The sequence below is a fragment of the Solirubrobacter phytolaccae genome (assembly GCF_027587195.1).
Taxonomy (GTDB): Bacteria; Actinomycetota; Thermoleophilia; order Solirubrobacterales; family Solirubrobacteraceae; genus Solirubrobacter; species Solirubrobacter phytolaccae.
The window spans coordinates 12,163-28,530 of the sequence record NZ_JAPDDP010000045.1; the positions used below are offsets into that span (position 1 = coordinate 12,163).

At 72.3% G+C, this 16,368-nt stretch carries 17 protein-coding genes; 6 read left to right on the plus strand and 11 right to left on the minus strand.

Features of this window, described 5'->3' with window-relative positions:
- Positions 1 to 59: 59 nt before the first annotated feature.
- Positions 60 to 1,004 carry a glycosyltransferase family 2 protein gene (locus tag OJ997_RS21975; RefSeq protein ID WP_270027384.1) on the plus strand — a complete coding sequence of 315 codons (945 nt, stop codon included), beginning with the start codon at positions 60 to 62 and terminating at the stop codon, positions 1,002 to 1,004.
- Positions 1,005 to 1,007: 3 nt separating this feature from the next.
- Here the strand turns inward: OJ997_RS21975 and OJ997_RS21980 are convergent, their stop codons facing one another.
- Complete coding sequence (locus OJ997_RS21980; RefSeq protein ID WP_270027385.1) at positions 1,008 to 2,432, minus strand: flippase; 1,425 nt, start codon at positions 2,430 to 2,432, stop codon at positions 1,008 to 1,010.
- A gap of 53 nt (positions 2,433 to 2,485) precedes the next feature.
- Here OJ997_RS21980 and OJ997_RS21985 point away from each other — a divergent pair, with 53 nt between their 5' ends.
- On the plus strand, positions 2,486 to 3,229 hold the full coding sequence (locus OJ997_RS21985) for a sugar phosphate nucleotidyltransferase (protein ID WP_270027387.1): 744 nt from the start codon (positions 2,486 to 2,488) through the stop codon (positions 3,227 to 3,229).
- On the opposite strand, the gene OJ997_RS21990 is transcribed toward OJ997_RS21985, so the two are convergent.
- From OJ997_RS21990 to OJ997_RS22000, 3 genes are read right to left on the minus strand one after another with little or no spacing between them, the layout of a single operon-like run.
- Positions 3,211 to 4,086: an FkbM family methyltransferase gene (locus OJ997_RS21990; RefSeq protein WP_270027388.1), complete on the minus strand. Its 876-nt coding sequence runs from the start codon at positions 4,084 to 4,086 to the stop codon at positions 3,211 to 3,213. The two genes, OJ997_RS21985 and OJ997_RS21990, sit on opposite strands and share 19 nt — an antisense overlap.
- Positions 4,083 to 5,213 carry a DegT/DnrJ/EryC1/StrS family aminotransferase gene (locus tag OJ997_RS21995; RefSeq protein WP_270027389.1) on the minus strand — a complete coding sequence of 377 codons (1,131 nt, stop codon included), beginning with the start codon at positions 5,211 to 5,213 and terminating at the stop codon, positions 4,083 to 4,085. The genes OJ997_RS21990 and OJ997_RS21995 overlap by 4 nt, the downstream gene beginning before the upstream one ends.
- The gene (locus OJ997_RS22000; protein WP_270027390.1) at positions 5,210 to 6,358 is read right to left on the minus strand and encodes a DegT/DnrJ/EryC1/StrS family aminotransferase; all 1,149 of its coding nucleotides are present in this window, start codon (positions 6,356 to 6,358) and stop codon (positions 5,210 to 5,212) included. The genes OJ997_RS21995 and OJ997_RS22000 overlap by 4 nt, the downstream gene beginning before the upstream one ends.
- 28 nt (positions 6,359 to 6,386) lie before the next feature.
- Between OJ997_RS22000 and OJ997_RS22005 the strand changes: the two genes are divergently transcribed.
- Positions 6,387 to 7,145: a tyrosine-protein phosphatase gene (locus OJ997_RS22005; RefSeq protein ID WP_270027432.1), complete on the plus strand. Its 759-nt coding sequence runs from the start codon at positions 6,387 to 6,389 to the stop codon at positions 7,143 to 7,145.
- Here OJ997_RS22005 and OJ997_RS22010 read toward each other — a convergent pair.
- Together OJ997_RS22010 and OJ997_RS22015 are read right to left on the minus strand one after the other, a co-directional pair.
- The gene (locus OJ997_RS22010; protein WP_270027391.1) at positions 7,142 to 8,107 is read right to left on the minus strand and encodes an NAD-dependent epimerase/dehydratase family protein; all 966 of its coding nucleotides are present in this window, start codon (positions 8,105 to 8,107) and stop codon (positions 7,142 to 7,144) included. The genes OJ997_RS22005 and OJ997_RS22010 overlap by 4 nt on opposite strands.
- Positions 8,108 to 8,186: 79 nt before the next feature.
- Positions 8,187 to 9,080 (minus strand): NAD-dependent epimerase/dehydratase family protein, encoded by an 894-nt coding sequence (locus tag OJ997_RS22015; protein WP_270027392.1) that lies wholly within the window; start codon positions 9,078 to 9,080, stop codon positions 8,187 to 8,189.
- A gap of 126 nt (positions 9,081 to 9,206) precedes the next feature.
- On the opposite strand from OJ997_RS22015, the gene OJ997_RS22020 reads away from it, so the two are divergent.
- The gene (locus OJ997_RS22020; RefSeq protein ID WP_270027393.1) at positions 9,207 to 10,694 is read left to right on the plus strand and encodes a putative glycoside hydrolase; all 1,488 of its coding nucleotides are present in this window, start codon (positions 9,207 to 9,209) and stop codon (positions 10,692 to 10,694) included.
- Here OJ997_RS22020 and OJ997_RS22025 read toward each other — a convergent pair.
- The 4 genes from OJ997_RS22025 to OJ997_RS22040 all read right to left on the minus strand — a co-directional run bounded on the left by OJ997_RS22025 (position 10,679) and on the right by OJ997_RS22040 (position 13,923).
- Positions 10,679 to 11,173, minus strand: a complete 495-nt coding sequence (locus tag OJ997_RS22025; protein ID WP_270027394.1) for a universal stress protein — start codon at positions 11,171 to 11,173, stop codon at positions 10,679 to 10,681. The two genes, OJ997_RS22020 and OJ997_RS22025, sit on opposite strands and share 16 nt — an antisense overlap.
- Entirely contained in the window at positions 11,170 to 12,747 is a 1,578-nt protein-coding gene (locus tag OJ997_RS22030) for an MDR family MFS transporter (RefSeq protein WP_270027395.1), read from the minus strand. The genes OJ997_RS22025 and OJ997_RS22030 overlap by 4 nt, the downstream gene beginning before the upstream one ends.
- Positions 12,744 to 13,196 carry a MarR family winged helix-turn-helix transcriptional regulator gene (locus OJ997_RS22035; protein WP_270027396.1) on the minus strand — a complete coding sequence of 151 codons (453 nt, stop codon included), beginning with the start codon at positions 13,194 to 13,196 and terminating at the stop codon, positions 12,744 to 12,746. The genes OJ997_RS22030 and OJ997_RS22035 overlap by 4 nt, the downstream gene beginning before the upstream one ends.
- A gap of 82 nt (positions 13,197 to 13,278) precedes the next feature.
- On the minus strand, positions 13,279 to 13,923 hold the full coding sequence (locus tag OJ997_RS22040) for an HAD family hydrolase (RefSeq protein WP_270027397.1): 645 nt from the start codon (positions 13,921 to 13,923) through the stop codon (positions 13,279 to 13,281).
- A gap of 62 nt (positions 13,924 to 13,985) precedes the next feature.
- On the opposite strand from OJ997_RS22040, the gene OJ997_RS22045 reads away from it, so the two are divergent.
- Complete coding sequence (locus OJ997_RS22045; protein WP_272600101.1) at positions 13,986 to 14,519, plus strand: ArsR/SmtB family transcription factor; 534 nt, start codon at positions 13,986 to 13,988, stop codon at positions 14,517 to 14,519.
- A gap of 70 nt (positions 14,520 to 14,589) precedes the next feature.
- Complete coding sequence (locus tag OJ997_RS22050) at positions 14,590 to 15,189, plus strand: SRPBCC family protein (RefSeq protein WP_270027399.1); 600 nt, start codon at positions 14,590 to 14,592, stop codon at positions 15,187 to 15,189.
- On the opposite strand, the gene OJ997_RS22055 is transcribed toward OJ997_RS22050, so the two are convergent.
- Positions 15,181 to 16,290 (minus strand): serine hydrolase domain-containing protein, encoded by a 1,110-nt coding sequence (locus tag OJ997_RS22055; protein WP_372517922.1) that lies wholly within the window; start codon positions 16,288 to 16,290, stop codon positions 15,181 to 15,183. The two genes, OJ997_RS22050 and OJ997_RS22055, sit on opposite strands and share 9 nt — an antisense overlap.
- Positions 16,291 to 16,368: the final 78 nt, after the last annotated feature.

A 16,368-nucleotide genomic window follows, 5' to 3' on the forward strand; every position in this document is an offset into this window, starting at 1 on the left:
GCGGACTAACACTAGCGGTGCCCTGCGCCCTGGCCACGGGGGCTAGCCTTGCGTGCGTGATGCAGCTCGTGAGCGCCGTGATCCTGTCGCACAACCGCAAAGAGCGGCTGGTCGAGGTGCTCGAGGAGCTGCTTCGCCTCGACGTCTTCGACGAGATCATCGTCGCCGACTCCTCCTCCGACGGCAGTGCTGAAGCGGTCCAGGCGTTCGGCGAGCCGATCCGGCTGGTGCCGGTCCCCGACCTCGGCGCCGCGGGCCGCAACCTGGGTGCGGAGGCCGCCCGCAACGAGCTGATCGTCATGCTCGACGACGACTCGCACCCGTGCCCCGGTGCGGTCGAGCGCCTCGTGGACGCGTTCGAGGCCAACGCTCGGCTCGGGGTGGCGACGGGCCTGGTGCGCGACGTCGACCCGGACTCGCGCGAGATCGTGGTCTCGACGGAGCTCGGCTCGTTCGACTGGTGGTTCCGCCGCGGCCGTCCGGGCGCGCCGGCCGAGGGGCTGGACTGCTACTTCTTCGCCGAGGGCTGCTGCATGCTGCGGCGCACGCCGTTCCTGGAGGTCGGGGGGTTCTTCCCGCCCTACTTCTTCACGCTCTCGGAGATCGACGTCACCGTACGGCTCGCCGGCGCCGGCTGGGAGACGCGGTACTTCCCCGACGCGCCCTTCGACCACCTGCGCCCGCTGAGCCGCAAGCCGGCCTCGGCGCGCACGCTGCAGCTGCGCACCCGCAACAACCAGTGGCACCTGTGGCTGCGGTATCCCGTGGCCATGGCCGTGCCGCGGATGGCGTTCCACGCGGTCTTCGACCTGATCGACGCCATCTACCTCGGTCATCACAAGGCGTGGTGGCGGGGGATCCGCCAGGCCTGGACCCAGCGCGGCGACGTCGCCGCGTACCGCCACCCGATCCCGGCCGCCGTGCTGCGTCCCGTCGAGGGGCGGCGGACGCGCCAGCACGTCGACCTCCTCGTCGGGCAGCTGCGCAACAAGCTGCGCCGCTGAGGGCTACGAGCGGCGCAGCGTCGCCCACACGCGGCGGACGTCCTCCGGGTAGCGCCAGCGCTCGACCGCGACCAGCACCGCGACGTAGACGACCGGCGCGATGAGCAGCGCCGCCAGCGTGGGTCCCATCGCCAGCGTGAGGAGCGCGATCGCCAGGCAGCCCGCGAGCGGCCCGGTCACGATCCGGCCCGCGGGGAGGCGCCCGGTCACGCGGACGACGTAGACCATGAACGCCACGGCCAGCAGCAGCTCCGACAGCGAGGTGACCAGCGCCGCACCCCGGAACGACAGCGACGGGATCAGGATCAGGTTCGCGATGACGTTGAAGACCAGCACGACCGCGACGACCACCGGCAGGATCCGTTGCCGCCCCTGGGCGATGAGGACGAACGAGGCGAAGTAGCCCACGCCGTACAGCGCCGCGGCGCCGCCCAGCAACCGCACTGCCGGGATCGCGGGCCCGTAGTCGCTGCCGTACACGAGGTCGACGAGCGGCTCGGCGAGCAGCGCGTACGCCGTCCCGAGCGGGGCCATCAGGCACAGGGTCAGCTTCAGGCCCGTCGTGGCGAACTCACCGATCGATGGGCTGCTCGTCCGCGAGGCGCGCGACAACGAGGGCAGCAGCGCGCCCGTCAGCGCGTAGGCCACCAGCAACGGGCTCTCGAGCAGCCGGTACGCCGCGCCGTAGAAGCCGACGGCGGCGTTGTCCTTGAGCATCGACAGCAGCACCGTGTCGACCCGGAACAGCGCCGTGTTGAGCAGCACGGTCAGCCCGATCGTGAACGTCATCTTCACCAGCGCGAGCGAGCGCGCCGCCGACGCCGACGGCTCGGGGCGGACGCCGACCGCCGCCAGGCGCACGGCGACGAGCGCGGCGGCGGCCAGCGCGCACGCGAGATAGATCGCCGCGACCACCACGATCCCCGCCCCGGCCAGCAGCGCGATGATGCCGAAGATGCCGATCGAGGCCCGCTCCAGCATCGCCGCCGCCGCCGGCCAGCGCTGGTCGTCGAGCCCCTGGAAGGTGGCGTTGAACGTGTTCATGTAGAGCTCGACGAGCGTGCCGAGCGCCAGCAGGGCGACCGTGGCCTGCACCTCGCCCGGGTACCCCCCCACCACCGCGAAGAGCACCGCCGCGACGCAGCCGGAGACGCCGAACACGGTCTTGGCGAGCAGTCCGTCGGTGATCAGCCGCGAGGCGGTGCTCGGGTCGCGCGCGACCGTCCGCCCCGTCCACTCGTCGATCCCGAAGCCGGCGAAGGTCGTCATCAGCTGGGCGAGCGAGAGCGCGAACGTGTAGGCGCCGAAGCCGTGCTCGCCCAGGACACGCGCCATCACGACGTAGAATCCGAGCGAGGCCAGCTTGCCCAGCACCTGGGCGGCACTCACGACCAGCGCGTTGCGAGCGATCGTACGAGCGCCGGTCACGGGTACACCATCTTGAACGACGTGCCGACCGATAACCACCTGAAAGTAGTGCGATGAGGCGAGCGGTGGTCCTTGCGGGCGGCGAAGGCGTGCGCCTGCGCCCGTACACCGCGGTTATCCCGAAGCCGCTGATGCCGGTCAAGGACCGCCCCGTCCTGGACATCGTGCTGCGTCAGCTCTGCCGCGCGGGCGTCGAGCACGTGACGATCGCGACGGGCTACCTCGCCGAGCTGATCGAGGCCTTCTGCGGCGACGGCAGCGCGTACGGGATGCGGATCGACTACTTCCGCGAGCGCGAGCCGCTCGGCACGGTCGGCGCGCTGCGGCTGATCGAAGGCCTCGACGACTCGTTCCTGGTGATGAACGGGGACATCCTCACGGACATGTCCTACGAGGCGCTGATGGCCGACCATCGCTCCTCGGGCGCCGCCTCGACGATCGCGACGACGAGCCGCACGATCGAGGTGTCCCTCGGCGTCATGCACTTCCAGGACGTCGGCGACGAGGGGCGCGTCACCGACTACACCGAGAAGCCGACGCTCTACTACGAGGCGTCGATGGGCATCTACACCTTCCATCCGCGTGTGCTCGAGCACATCGAGCCGGGCGTCCGGCTGGACTTCCCCGACCTCATCCTGCGACTCATCGGCGCGCGTGAGCACGTGCGCGCGTTCCGCCCGGACGCCTACTGGCTGGACCTCGGGCGCCACGACGACTACGAGCGCGCGATGCAGGAGTTCGAGACCGTCCGGCACCGCCTGTTGGGCGAAGAGGCGGATCAACCCGCCGAGCGCTGACCGCGGACGAAGTCGATCCGGCGCGGATCGCGCCGGGCGTCGAAGCCCAGCGCCGTGAGGTCGCGCACGCAGTCTTCGACCGTGTAGTCGTGGTGCACCTGGAGCGCGATCTCGTCCACGCGATCGGCCCAGTGCGGTGCCGCGGGGACGAGCAGCTTCGCCTCCACGCCCTCGACGTCCATCTTGAGGAAGTCGACCCGCTCGCCCGCGGGCACATGACCCAGGATCGTCGCCATCGAGAACGCCGGCGCGCGGGCCTCCCCGCCGTCGGCGACGAAGAAGCCGAACTCGTGCCCGTGCTCGTTGACGTAGGCGATCTCGCCGTCCTCGACCCAGGCGGCGCCGTGCAGGAGCGTTGCGCGGTCGGCCCAGCGCGCCGTGTTGCGCCGGGCGAGCTCGACGTTGCCCGCGTCCAGCTCGACGGCGACGATCCGCGCGTCGGGATGGCGCAGGGCGTTGTCGGCGACGGTGATCCCGATGTTCGCGCCGATGTCGACGATGTTCCGCGCGCCCGACCGGAGCTCAGGGCGGTGGACGTTGTCGCGGAACGTCTCGCGCAGCATCTGCGCGTCGCTGGTTCCCGGCCGCAGCTCGACCGCGTGCCCGCCGAGCGGCTTGATCCTTACGCGCTCGGTCGTGTCACGGACGGGGCCGCCGCGATGGTCCGCCCGCCGGTAGGCGCGGTAGCTCTCCAGGTCGGACGCGAGCAGGGTCGCGAACCGCCAGCGCTGCCACGCGATGTAGACCGCGCGTGCCGCCGCGTCCACGTGCCGCAGCCGGCGCGCGCCGAGGACCCGGTACACGTGCCGCAGCCGGTCGCTCGCCCCGCCCGTCCGGCGCTCGTAGTCGTCGCTCATGCCGCGGCGCGCACCGCTTCGCTGACGGCGTCCAGGTGCGCTTCGGTGGTCAGCGCGGACAGCGGCAGCGCGAGGTGCCGGTCGGCCGCGGCCTCGGCGGCCGGCAGCGTGCCGTAGCCGGCGAACGACGCGTACTCGGTCAGCGCGTGCAGGACGGGGTAGCGCGTGGTCTGGATGCCGCGCTCGGCGAGCAGGTCGCGCGCGCGGGCCCGGGCGGCGCCGTCGGCGAACAGCACCGCGAACGCGAAGTGCGAGCCGGCTTCGACCGCCGCGTCGTCCCACACGAGCGTCACCCCGGGCACGTCGGCGAGCCGCTCGCGGTAGCCGCGCACGGCCGCGCGTCGATGCTCGATCTCGCTCCGCAGCCGCCCGAGCCGCGCAAGCCCGAACGCGGCACGCAGCTCGTCCATCCGGTAGTTGAAGCCGAAGCCGACGACGTCGTAGGACTCCTGGCGGCCCGTGTGGCGGTCCCAGGTCCCGGAGGTCATCGCGTGCGAGCGCAACGAGCGCACGGACGCGTCCAGCTCCGGATCGCGCGTGAGCACCATGCCGCCCTCACCCACCGACAGCTGCTTCTTGGAGAAGAACGACAGGCAGCCGAGCGTGCCCGCGGTGCCGGCGAGCTGGTCGCCGTCGACGCGCGCGCCGATCGCCTGCGCGGCGTCCTCGATGATCGCGATGCCGCGCGGCTCGCAGACCGCCCGCAGCCCCGCGATGTCGGCCGGATAGCCCCAGAAGTGCACGGCGATCACGGCCTTCGTGCGCGGCGTGATCCGGCGCTCGACGTCCGCCGGGTCCAGGTTCGGGCGCTCGGGGGCGACCACGTCCGCCAGCACCGGCGTCGCGCCGCAGTAGCGCACGCAGCCCGCGCTGGCCAGGAAGGTGAACGCGGGCACGATCACCTCGTCCCCGGGCCCGAGGTTGAGCGCGCGGCAGGCGAGGTGCAGCGCGGCCGTGCCGCTGGAGACGGCCGCGGCGTGCGGCACGCCGTGCCACTCGGTCATCGCGGTCTCGAACGCGCCGGTCCGCGGGCCCATGGTCAGCCAGCCCGACTCCAGGCACGCGCGCGCGGCCGCGAGGTCCTCCTCGGTCACGACGACGTCGGTGAGCGGGATCTCCCAGCTCACACGGTGTCCTCGAGGGCGGCGATCACGCGCTCCTGCGCGGCGGCGTCCATCGCCATGTGCAGCGGGATCGTGATCTCCGCGCGCGCCGCATGCTCGGTGTGCGGCAGCGACGGGGTGCCGAAGCGCTCGCGGTAGGCGGTGAACTCGTGGACCGCGGGATAGAAGATCGACGTCTGGACGCCGTGCTTCTCGCGCAGCGCGAGGCGGATCGCGTCACGGCGCGCCGCGTCGCGCACGAGCACCGGCATCACGTAGCAACTCGAATGCTCGACGTCCTCGTCCGTGTAGGGCACGATCAACCCGTCGTGGCCGGCGAGCGCCACGCGGTAGGCGCGGGTGAGCTCCCGGCGGCGCGCGATCTCCGCGTCCAGCCGCTTGAAGCGCGAGAGCAGCAGCGCGGCGCGCGGCTCATCCAGCCGGTAGTTGTAGCCCAGGCCCTCGGCGTCGTAGGTGATCGTCTCGCCGGTGTGGCGGCTCCACGTGCCGGACGTCATGCCGTGGCTGCGGCGGGACCGGGCGAGCGCGGCGACGGCGTCGTCATCGGTGGCGACGAGCCCACCCTCACCGCACGCCAGCACCTTGTTGGAGAAGAACGAGAACGCGCCCGCGAGCCCGAACGAGCCGGCCGCGCGACCGTCCACGTAGGCCTGCGGCGCGTGCGCGACGTCCTCGATCAGCGCGAGGCCGTGCGCGTCGCAGAGCTCGCGCAGCGCCTGCACCCGGGCCGGGTAGCCCGCGAAGTGCACGACGCAGACGGCCTTCGTGCGCGGCGTGATCGCGCGCTCGACGGACGCGGGGTCCAGGTCGAGCTGCTCCGGGCCGACGACGTCGGCGAACACCGGGGTCGCGCCGCAGTAGACGACGGCCGCGGCGGTGGCCGCGAACGTGAGCGCGGGCACGATCACTTCGTCGCCCGGGCCGACACCGGCGGCGAGGTAGGCGAGGTGCAGCGCGGCGGTGCAGGAGGAGACCGCGACGGCGTGCTTGACGCCCAGGTGCTCGGCGAACGTGCGCTCGAACTCGGCGGTCAGCGGGCCCATCGTCAGCCAGCCCGAGCGCAGCACGTCGAGGACCGCCTCGACGTCCTCTCCGGACAGCCGCAGGTCGAAGAGCGGGATCTCCGGTGAGCGTTCGGTAGCGTCCATCCCTGTTCCCGATGTTGACAGAGCCCTGATCGACCTACACGCGCATCTGCTGCCCGGGATCGACGATGGCGCGCCCGACGAGGCCGCCGCCGTCGCGTTGGCCGAGCACGCCGCCGCCACCGGCGTGCGGACGATGGTCGCCACGCCGCACCTGCGGCACGACTACCCGGACCTCGATCCGGCCGAGCTTCCGGGCCGCGTCGCGGCGCTGCAGGCCGCGTTGCAGGCGCGCGGCGTGCCGCTCGAGGTCCTCGTCGGCGGCGAGGTCGACGCGGTGTGGGCGCAGCACCAGACCGACGAGACCCTGCGCGCGGTCTCCTACGGCGGGCGCGGCACCGACCTGCTCGTGGAGACCCCGTACGGCGAGCTGCCCATGGTGCTCGAGGAGCTGCTCTTCCGGATCCGCACGCGCGGCTTCCGGATCCTGCTCGCCCATCCGGAGCGCAACCCGACCTTCCAGCGCGACCCGGAGCGGCTCGGCCGGATCGTGGACAGCGGGGTGCTGGTGCAGCTCACGGGCGCCTCGGTCACCGCAGGCCGGCGCTCGCGCGCCTGCGCGCTCGCCCACGCGCTGATCGCCGAGGGCCGCGCGCACGTGATCGCCAGCGACGCGCACAACGTCGGCGGCCGCGCCGGGCTGGCCGAGGCCGTCGCCGCGTCCGATCATCCGCGGGCGCGCTGGATGGTCACGGACGCGCCGGCCGCGATCCTGGCGGGCGAGGCGCTGCCGCCCGCCCCGGCCGCGCCGGCACCCACGCGCCGGCGCTGGTCCCTGCGCAGGGGCTAGTTGCGGTAGCGCGCTTCGTCGGAGTCGGCGAAGCGCCCGGCCTCGAGCTCTCCGATCAGCTCGGCGATGCCTTCCGGCACCGTCTTCGTGATCTTGTAGTCGAGCCGCGCGGCGATCTTGTCGAAGTTGACCTTGTAGTCGCGCGGGTCTTCCTCGCGACGGACGTAGCTGACCTCGCCGCGGTCGGTCTGGCGGCGGATCTCCTCCACGAGGTCCAGCTTGCGGTAGTTCTCGCGCGTGTCGCCGACGTTGAAGACCTCACCCGCGACCGCCTCGACCGGGGCCTCGAGGATGGTGCGGATGCCCCGCGCCGCGTCGCGCACGTGCACGTACGGGCGCCAGAACTGCTCGCCGAAGACCTCGAGCTTGCGGTCGTCCCAGAGGTCGCGCGTGAACTCGTTGACGGTGAGGTCGAAGCGCATCCGCGGCGCGACGCCGTAGACCGTCGCGAAGCGCAGGCAGGTGAGCGTGAACGGCGCCGGGTCCAGGCCGAGCAGGTGCTGCTCGATCGCCACCTTCTGCTCCGCGTACAGGCTCACCGGGGCGAGCTCGCCGGTCTCGTCGATCGGCGTCGTCGGATCGGCCATGCGCCCGTAGTTCGAGCAGGTGCTCGCCATCACGAAGCGCTCGACCTGGCCGGCCGCCTCGCTCGCCAGCGCCAGGCTCGCCTCGACGTTGACCTCGTTCGCGAGCTCCGGGTCACGCGCGCACGCCGGGTCGCCGACGATCGCCGCGAGGTGGACGACCGCGTCGGCGCCCTGGAGCGCGTGGCCGCGCGCGACCGGGTCGCGGATGTCGCCCTCGACGACGGTCACGCCGCGCTCGCGCAGCGCCTGCGCGTGGTCGGCCTGCCCGTGCAGCAGCCGGTCGAGCACGGTGACGTCGTGCCCCGACTGGAGGAGCTCGTCGCACAGCTCCATCCCGATGTAGCCGGCGCCGCCGGTGACCAAGGTCCGTCCCATGGCTGACAGCGTAGGGATCGGCGCGCCAGCGCCGATCAGGCGCAGCCGGCCGGCACTCGTCTCGCGGCGCCCGGACCGCTCACCGGAGCGACTCCAAACCGTCGGCCAGCACGACCTCGGCACGCCAACCGAGGCTGTGCGCCGCCGCGGTCGGGTTCAGGCAGGAGCGCTGGATCTCCCCCGCGCGCCCCGGCATGAACTGCATGTCCAGCCCGAACTGCTTGGCCAGCCCGAACACGCTGGTCTCCTGGCCGGTGGCGACGTTCAGCACCCCGGTGACCGGTGAACGCCCGGCGGCGACGAACGCCCTCACGACGTCCGAGACGTGCACGTAGTCGCGTGTCTGCGTGCCGTCGCCGTAGATCGTCGCCGTGCGACCCTCGCGCGCGGCGCCGCTGAAGATCGCGACCACACCCGCCTCGCCGTGCGGGTCCTGGCGCGGGCCGTAGACGTTGGCCATCCGCAGCGCGAGCGTCGAGATCCCGTGCAGACGCGTGAACAGCTGCATGTAGCTCTCGGCCGCGGCCTTGCTCGCACCGTACGGGCTGAGCGGCGCGATCGGCGAGTGCTCGGGCGTCGGCAGCGTCCCGGGGTCCCCGTACACACCCGCCGTGCTGGCCAAGATGACGCGCGGGGTGCCGACTTCACGCGCGGCCTCGAGCACCGCCGCGGTGCCGCCGATGTTCACGTGCGCGTCGGTCGACGGGTCCGCGATCGAGCGGCGCACATCGATCTGCGCGGCAAGGTGGTAGACGGCGTCGGGCCGAACGGCCTGGAAGACCGCGAGCATCGCCGGCACGTCGGTGACATCGGTTTTGTGGATGGCCACGCCGCGCCCGATCGCCCGCTCGAGGTTGCGCGTGTGCCCGCGGCTGAGATGGTCGACCACCGCGACGTCGTGGCCCGCGGCCTGCAGGGCGTCGACGAGGTGGCTGCCGATGAACCCGGCCCCGCCGGTCACGAGGGCTCGCATCTACGGGAGGTCCACCAGGGTCCGTGCCATATCTGACAGCGTAGGGACCGGTGCGCCAGCGCCCTTCAGGGCCGGTGCGTTGCTGCCGAAAACCAGGGTGTACCGCCGTCCTTACGAAAGACCCCGATGCCGAGCACGTTCCGGGGGCCGCTGGCCGCTGCCCTCTTCGCCATCTTCACGCTCTGCTGCACCGCCTCGGCTGACGCGGCAGCGCCGCGCATCGTCCGTGGTACGGCGGACGCCACGGTGCGTCCCTCGTGGGTGCCCGGCGCGTGGGTGCGCCAGCACGCCTACGGCCTCGACCCCGCCGAGCTCGCCGCCCATCCCGAGTGGCAGCTCAAGGACGCCTCGAACACACCGCTGTACATCGGCACGCGCGCCGCGGCCGACTTCGGCAACGCCGCGTTCCGCAGCTGGTGGATCGCCAAGGCCCAGGCCGCCACGAGCGGCGCGCGCGGCCTGTACGTCGACGACGCCTTCATGGAGCGCCGCGCCACGAACCTCAGCGGCACGTCGCGCACGCCGATCGACCCGCGCACCGGCGCCGCGATGACCGAGGCCAACTGGCAGAAGTACATGGCGGACTTCCTCGTCGCCGTGCGCGCCGCGCTGCCGAGCGCCGAGATCGTGCACGACGTCCTCTGGTACAAGGGCGACTCCGGCACGGACGTGCTGCGCGCGATCCAGGCCGCGAACTTCCTCTCCGTCGACGGCGGCTTCAACGGCGCGCTCGTCACCTACGGCGGCGGCACCTACGGCTACCAGACGCTCGCGGGGTTCATCGAGCGCGAGCAGGCCCGCGGCGGCGGCGTCATCCTCGACTTCCCGACCACGGCCGCGGCCGCGCGCATGTACGGGCTCGCGAGCTACCTGCTCGTCGGCAACGGCATCTCCGCGATCGCCAACGACGCGTCCACCACGCCGCTGTGGGCGGGCTACACCGTGGACGTGGGCACGCCGAACACCGGCCGCTACCAGGTCGCCACGGGCACGTGGCGCCGCGACTTCACGCGCGGCATCGTGCTCGTCAACGAGCCCTACCGCGCCACGCGCACGATCACCGTCCCCGACGGCTATCGGGACCTTGACGGCGTGCCGCGCACGTCGGTCACGCTCGCCGGCGGCCAGGGCGCGGTGCTCGTGCCGATCCCCGTGCCGGTCTCCACCCCCACCCCGACGCCGACCCCCGTCGCGCCGACCGAGACCGGCGTGGGCGTGTCCACCGTCTCGGTCCCACCCGTCGCGACCGCCCCGCCGTCCGCGCCCACCAAGATCACGACCGTCTCCACGGGCGGCAACGGCGCGCGCATCGCCCGCGCCGGCGGCACCGCGGGTGCGAAGGCGCCCGGCTCGACCCGCGTCTCCGTCCGCGGCTCGCGCACGAAGCTCGTGGGCAGCGTCAAGGGCGCCGTGGCGGGCTACGTGCGCGTGACCATCGAGCGCAAGCGTGGCGCCAAGTGGGCGATCGTGCGGCGCGTGAAGGTCGCGGTGAAGCGCACGGGGCGCTTCACCAAGGACATTCCGACGCTGCCGAGCGGCAGCTACCGCGTGAGCGGCTACTTCGAGGGGACCGGCACGTCGAAGCCGGCCCGCTCGGGCTACTCCACCTTCTGAGCCGGGGAGCCGTGCGCCACGAAGACCGAGGTCTTCGCGTGGTGCATGACGTAGCTCGAGACGCTGCCGAGCATCGAGCCGACCCGGCCGACGCCGCGGGCACCGAGGATGATCGCGTCGTAGTCGCCCTCGAGGGCGGCCTTGACGATCTCGCAGCCCGGCTTGCCGCGCCGGTAGAGCGTGGTCACGGGGATGGCTTCCGGCATCCGCTTCAGCGTCGCCTTCAGGCGCTTGCTCGCGTCCTCGTCGACGGCGTCCTGGTCGAGCGCGCCGGCGAGTGGCAGCGACCAGGCCGCCGGCCCGGCCGCGAGGTCGGGGCCGACGGTGATCAGCGTGATGGTGGCGTTGTCGCGGTTGGCGGCGGTGATCGCCGCGGACAGCGCGAGGTCGGCATGCTCGGAGCCGTCGACGGCGACGAGGATGCGGTGCAGCTTGAGCTCGCCGAGAGTCTCGGTCCGCTCGGGGTCGGCGACGCTCATGAGGCCGCTCCTTGGTTGGTGGTGGTGGCCCGCTCACGGGCGATGTCGATGCCGCTCTTGCCGCCCAGCGGCACTTCGCGCAGGAAGGCGACGGCGATCAGCGCGATCAGGCCGAGCGGCGCGGCGGTCAGGAAGATCTCGCCCACGCCGGTGCCGTAGGCGTGCTCGACGATCTGGGCGACCGGACCCGGAAGCGTGGAGACGTCCGGCACCTTGTCGGCGCTGCCGGTGGCCTGGAGGCCCGCGTCGGAGAGCCCGCTCGTGATGTCCGTGCGCGCGTGGTGGGCGAGCAGGGCGCCGAGGACGCTCACGCCGATCGCGCCGCCGAGGCTTCGGAAGAAGGCGATCAGCGAGGAGCCCGCGCCGATGTCCTCCTGGCGCACCGTGTTCTGGACGACGAGCACCAGGTTCTGCATCAGCATGCCGACGCCGGAGCCCATGATCGCCATGAAGAAGCCGAGCTCGACCAGGCTCGTGGTCTCGTCGAGCGTGCCCATCAGGCCGAGCCCGACCGTCAGCAGGACCCCGCCGGTGACCAGGAACCGCTTGTAGTGGCCGGTCTGGGTGACGAGGCGGCCGACGATCGTGGAGGCGAGGAACAGGCCGGTGACCATCGGGATCGTCAGCAGGCCGGACTCCGTCGGCGACTTGCCACGCGCGACCTGCATGTACTGGCTGAGGAAGACGGTGGTCCCGAACATCGCGATGCCGACGGCGATCGAGGCGATGACCGCGAGGACGACGCTGCGGTCCTTGAATAGGCGCAGCGGGATCAGCGGTTCCTTCACGCGACCCATCGAGAACACCGCGGCGACCAAGAGGACGATGCCACCGACGACGAGCACGGCGGTCTGCCAGCTCACCCAGTCGTACTGCTGGCCGGCGAGCGAGACCCAGATCAGCAAGCTGGAGACGCCACCGGCGATCAGCGTCGCGCCGAGGTAGTCGATCTTGGCTTCGCGGCGGCGGCGCGGGAGGTGCAGCGTCTTCTGCAGCAGGACGAACGCGGCGATCGCGAACGGGACGCCGATGTAGAAGCAGTAGCGCCAGCCGAGCCCGTCGGTGACGACGCCGCCGATCAGCGGGCCGGCGACGGTGCCGACGCCGAACACCGCGCCGAGGTAGCCGGCGTAGCGGCCGCGCTCACGCGGGGAGACGAGGTCGGAGAGGATCACCTGCACGAGCGCGGTGAGGCCACCGACGCCGATGCCCTGCAGCACGCGACAGGCGATCAGGAAGCTCGTGGACTCGGAAAGCCCGGCGAGGATCGAGCCGACCGTGTAGAGGACGAGGCCGGTCTGGACGAGCAGCTTGCGGTCGAACAGGTCGGCGAGCTTGCCCCAGATCGGCGTGGTGACGGTGAGCGCGAGCAGCGTGCTCGTGACCACCCACGTGTAGCTCGACTGCGAGCCGCCGAGGTCGCCGATGATCTGCGGCAGCGCCGTCGAGACGATCGTGCTCGAGAGGATCGCGACGAACATCGCGAGCAGGAGGCCCGAGAGCGCCTCGAGCACCTCCCGATGCGACATCTGGGCTTGGGCGGGTGCCGGTAACTCGGCGGCGGTGGTGCTCATGCGGCGTCCTTCTGAATCGGTAGCGATGCCACCGCGGCGAAGTCCTCGCGCAGCCGCTCGAGCTGCGCGGCGAGGCTCGTGACGTCCTGGGCGGACCACGCGTTCAGGGCGGTCTCGGCCGTGGCGACCATCCGGCGGTGCGAGTCGCGCAGCACGCGCGTGCCCGCGGTCGTCAGGTGGATGCGGGTCGCGCGGCGGTCGTCGGGGTCGGGCTCGCGCTCGACGTAGCCGGCGAGCGCGAGCGCCGCGACCTGGCGGCTGGCCACCGACAGGTCGACGCTCAGGTGCTCGGCGACCTCGCTCACGCGCGCGGGACCGTCCCGGTGGACGACGGCCAGCGCGGCGAACCCCTGGCCGCCGAGCTCCGCGAGCGCGTCGCGGGCGATGGCGCGCTGGACGCGGCCGAGGCGGTAGAGGGCGATCACGAGGTCTTCGACGGGTTCTGGCATCAGGCAAATTAGTTGCGTTCTGCAAGCAACTATATCGCGGTGCCGAGCGAGGACTGTGCCCCGCGTCACCTGGAGGACGGCGTCAGGTGGGGATGATCCGCAGGATGTCCGCGAGGCCGGAGACGACGTGCGTCGCGCCGGCGGCGAGGAGCGGGCGCGGGTCGCCGTCGCGGTCGATGCCGATCCGGATCGGCACCCCGTGCTCGGCGCCGAGGCGCATGTCGGCCGGGCTGTCGCCGACCGTGATCGCCCGGCGGGTCCAGCGCGGGTCGGCGGCCTGGGCGGCGGCCACCTGCTCGTAGTGCGCGTGGCCCTTGCGGCACGCGTCGGTGGAGCCGAGGACGACCTTGAACGCGTCCCAGCCCTCCTGGTCGAGGATCTGGCGGGCGCGCTCGGGCGGCGAGCCCGTGCTCAGGGCGAGCGTGCAGCCGCGGGCGGCGAGCGCGTTGAGCGTGTCGTGCGCGTCGGCGTAGGCGACGGTCGGCAGCGCGCCGTTGAGCTCGTCGAGGCGGGCGAGGAAGCGGTCGGTCGCGGCCTGCGCGGCTGCGGCGTCGAGGCCGAGGCACTCGAAGATGTCCTGGGCGGGCCGGCCGGGGAGCGTGTCGAGCGTGCGCGTCATCAGCACGGGGTCGATCCCCCGCTCGCGCGCGACACAGGCGAACGCCTCGCGCACCGCGTTCGAGTGCACGAGCGTGTCGTCGAGATCGAAGATCACGATGCGCTCCATTGCTCTTGTCATCGGCACGCCATTTGACAAATTCACTTTCCTAAACGAGGATAGACCCCCGTATGGGGGTCGTCGACTTTGTGTCCAAACCGCTTGCGCCGCTCCGCCGTTCCGTGCTAGAGGGGCTGCGAGAAGGGCCCGCTTCGGCCACAGAGCTGGCCTCGCGGCTCGGCGAGTCACGCCAGCGCGTGAACTACCACGTGCGCGCGCTGGAGCGCGACGGGCTCGTGGAGCTGCACGAGGAGCGGGCGCGGCGCGGCTGCACCGAGCGGATCGTGCGCGCCACCTGCCACGCGGTCGTCGTGGAGCCGACGGTGGTCGGCGAGCTGCGCGGGGAGCAGGACCGCTTCGCGGCCGACACGCTGCTCGCCGGCGGCGCGCGGCTGGTGCGCGACGTCGCCGCGGCCCGCACCGCCGCGACCGCACGCGGCCAGCGCCTGCTCACCTTCGCGATCGAGGCCGAGGTCGGCTTCTCCCGCCCGGCGGACCTGGAGCGCTTCGCCGACGCGCTGGCCGATCGTGTCGCGGAGCTGGCGGCGGAGTTCGGCCCCGGCGAGCGCACGTACCGAGTCCTGATCGGAGGTCACCCGGCGTGAGCATCTGCGAAGCGATGCTTGAAGCGACCCCCGATGGCGCCGCGTCAGCGGCTGCCCGGATGGTTCGCCCGTGAGCATGGACAAGCCGTTCCACATCGAGGTGACCGTCGACGCGCCGCGCGACGTCGTCTGGCGCGAGCTGACCGAGCCCGAGCGGATCAAGCACTGGTTCGGCTGGGACTACGACGGGCTCGACGGCGAGATCGACGTCATCTTCGTCGAGCACGCCGAGCTGCACCCGCCGAGCCGGATCGAGATGGGCATGGAGCAGACGATCGAGCTGATCGAGGTCGACGCGCGGCGGACGCTGATCCGCGTGACGAAGCCCGGCGACCTCGACGGGCTCGAGTGGAAGGACGTCTACGGCGACATCGAGGAGGGCTGGATCATGTTCTTCCACCAGCTCCGGCACCGGCTGGCGGTCGCGCCGGACGCGCCGCGGCGGACGATCCTGCGCGAAGGCCCCGCGCGCCTGGCGGACCTGCCGGGCACGCCCTGGCACGCGTCCCAGTTCCAGCGCGGCTTCGACGCGGACGGCACGCTGGCCGTGCTCGGCGTCAAACCCGACGGCGAAGGGCGGCTGGTGGTCACGACCTACGGCCTCGACGACGGCGCGTTCGCCGCCGTCGAGGCACGTTGGGACGAGGTGTGGCGGTCGGTCTCAGCGTGAGCAGAGCGCGCCGTCGACCACGGCCTGGATCCGGCCGACCTGCTCCTCGGTGCGCGGCAGGTTGGTGACGGCGACGGCCGCGGCGCGGCCGTCGTCGGTCGCGGCGTTCGTCGTGGCGTAGCCGGTGATCGTCCCGCCGTGGCCCCACGACAGGCCGCCGCAGGCCAGCGGGTTGCTGATGAGGCCGAGGCCGTACCGCGCGTCCTTGCCCACCTCGGGCGCCGGGACGGTCTTGCGCATCTCGCGCAGCAGCTCGGGCTTCAGCAGGCGGCCCTGCAGCAGCGCCACGAAGAAGCGGTTGATCTCGCTCGGGGTCGAGACCATCTGGCCCGCCGCCCAGCCGAAGGACGGGTCCTGCTCGCTCACGTCGGTGAGGGGGAGCGCCGGGTCGTCGTGGTGGTAGCCGTGCGGGTGCGGGCCGCGCAGCCGCTCCTCCCCCACGCCCGGGAAGTACGTGCGGCGCAGGTTCAGCGGCTTGATGATCCGGCGCTCGATGTGCTCGGCGATCGGACGGTGCGTGACCCGCTCGACGATGAGCCCGGCGACCAGGTAGTTCGTGTTGCTGTAGGCGAACGTCGTGCCGGGCGCGGAGGTGGCCTTCTGCTCGAGCGCGAGGTCCAGCAGCGTGCGCGGCTCGGCGTACCAGTGCTGGTACGGCAGCAGGCCGTCCGCGAGGAAGTTCGTGTAGTTCGGCAGCCCGCTCGTGTGCTGCAGCAGCTGGCGGATGGTGATGTTGTTGCCGTCGATGCCGTCGCCGCGAACCAGCTTGGGCAGGTAGCGCTCGACGGGCGCGTCGAGCTCGAGCTTGCCTTCGGCGACGAGCTGCAGGACGACGACCGCGGTGAACGTCTTCGTGTTGCTGCCGATCCGCACCTCGCCGTCGACGGGGACGGGCTCGCGCGTCTTGAGGTCGCCGACGCCGGCCGTGGCGTTGCGGACGTGCCCGCTCTTCTCGCGGACTGAGGCGAGCGCGGCGGGGTACCCGTCCTGCTTGATGAGCGCGCGCAGCTGGGAGGACGTGTCGGCCGCCTGTGACGGGGCGGCGGTGATGGCGAGCGCACCGCCGGTGATGGCGATGGCCATGGCGTGTCGAATGCTCATGCCGTGCAGCGTCGTGTCGCGGCGGCGGTTCGACGAGAGCGCAGGGACCTTGATCGAGACAGGTGCTGGCACCCTTCT

Excerpts from the sequence above, each read along its gene's own strand:
- OJ997_RS22010 (WP_270027391.1), bottom strand. The coding sequence starts at position 8,107 with ATGGGACGGACCTTGGTCACCGGCGGCGCCGGCTACATCGGGATGGAG.
- OJ997_RS22040 (WP_270027397.1), bottom strand. The coding sequence starts at position 13,923 with ATGGAGCGCATCGTGATCTTCGATCTCGACGACACGCTCGTGCACTCG.
- OJ997_RS22015 (WP_270027392.1), bottom strand. The coding sequence starts at position 9,080 with ATGCGAGCCCTCGTGACCGGCGGGGCCGGGTTCATCGGCAGCCACCTC.
- OJ997_RS22025 (WP_270027394.1), bottom strand. The coding sequence starts at position 11,173 with ATGAGCGTCGCCGACCCCGAGCGGACCGAGACTCTCGGCGAGCTCAAG.
- OJ997_RS22020 (WP_270027393.1), top strand. The coding sequence starts at position 9,207 with ATGCCGAGCACGTTCCGGGGGCCGCTGGCCGCTGCCCTCTTCGCCATC.
- OJ997_RS21975 (WP_270027384.1), top strand. The coding sequence starts at position 60 with ATGCAGCTCGTGAGCGCCGTGATCCTGTCGCACAACCGCAAAGAGCGG.
- OJ997_RS22035 (WP_270027396.1), bottom strand. The coding sequence starts at position 13,196 with ATGCCAGAACCCGTCGAAGACCTCGTGATCGCCCTCTACCGCCTCGGC.
- OJ997_RS22055 (WP_372517922.1), bottom strand. The coding sequence starts at position 16,290 with ATGAGCATTCGACACGCCATGGCCATCGCCATCACCGGCGGTGCGCTC.
- OJ997_RS22045 (WP_272600101.1), top strand. The coding sequence starts at position 13,986 with ATGGGGGTCGTCGACTTTGTGTCCAAACCGCTTGCGCCGCTCCGCCGT.
- OJ997_RS22030 (WP_270027395.1), bottom strand. The coding sequence starts at position 12,747 with ATGAGCACCACCGCCGCCGAGTTACCGGCACCCGCCCAAGCCCAGATG.
- OJ997_RS21990 (WP_270027388.1), bottom strand. The coding sequence starts at position 4,086 with ATGAGCGACGACTACGAGCGCCGGACGGGCGGGGCGAGCGACCGGCTG.
- OJ997_RS22000 (WP_270027390.1), bottom strand. The coding sequence starts at position 6,358 with ATGGACGCTACCGAACGCTCACCGGAGATCCCGCTCTTCGACCTGCGG.
- OJ997_RS21985 (WP_270027387.1), top strand. The coding sequence starts at position 2,486 with ATGAGGCGAGCGGTGGTCCTTGCGGGCGGCGAAGGCGTGCGCCTGCGC.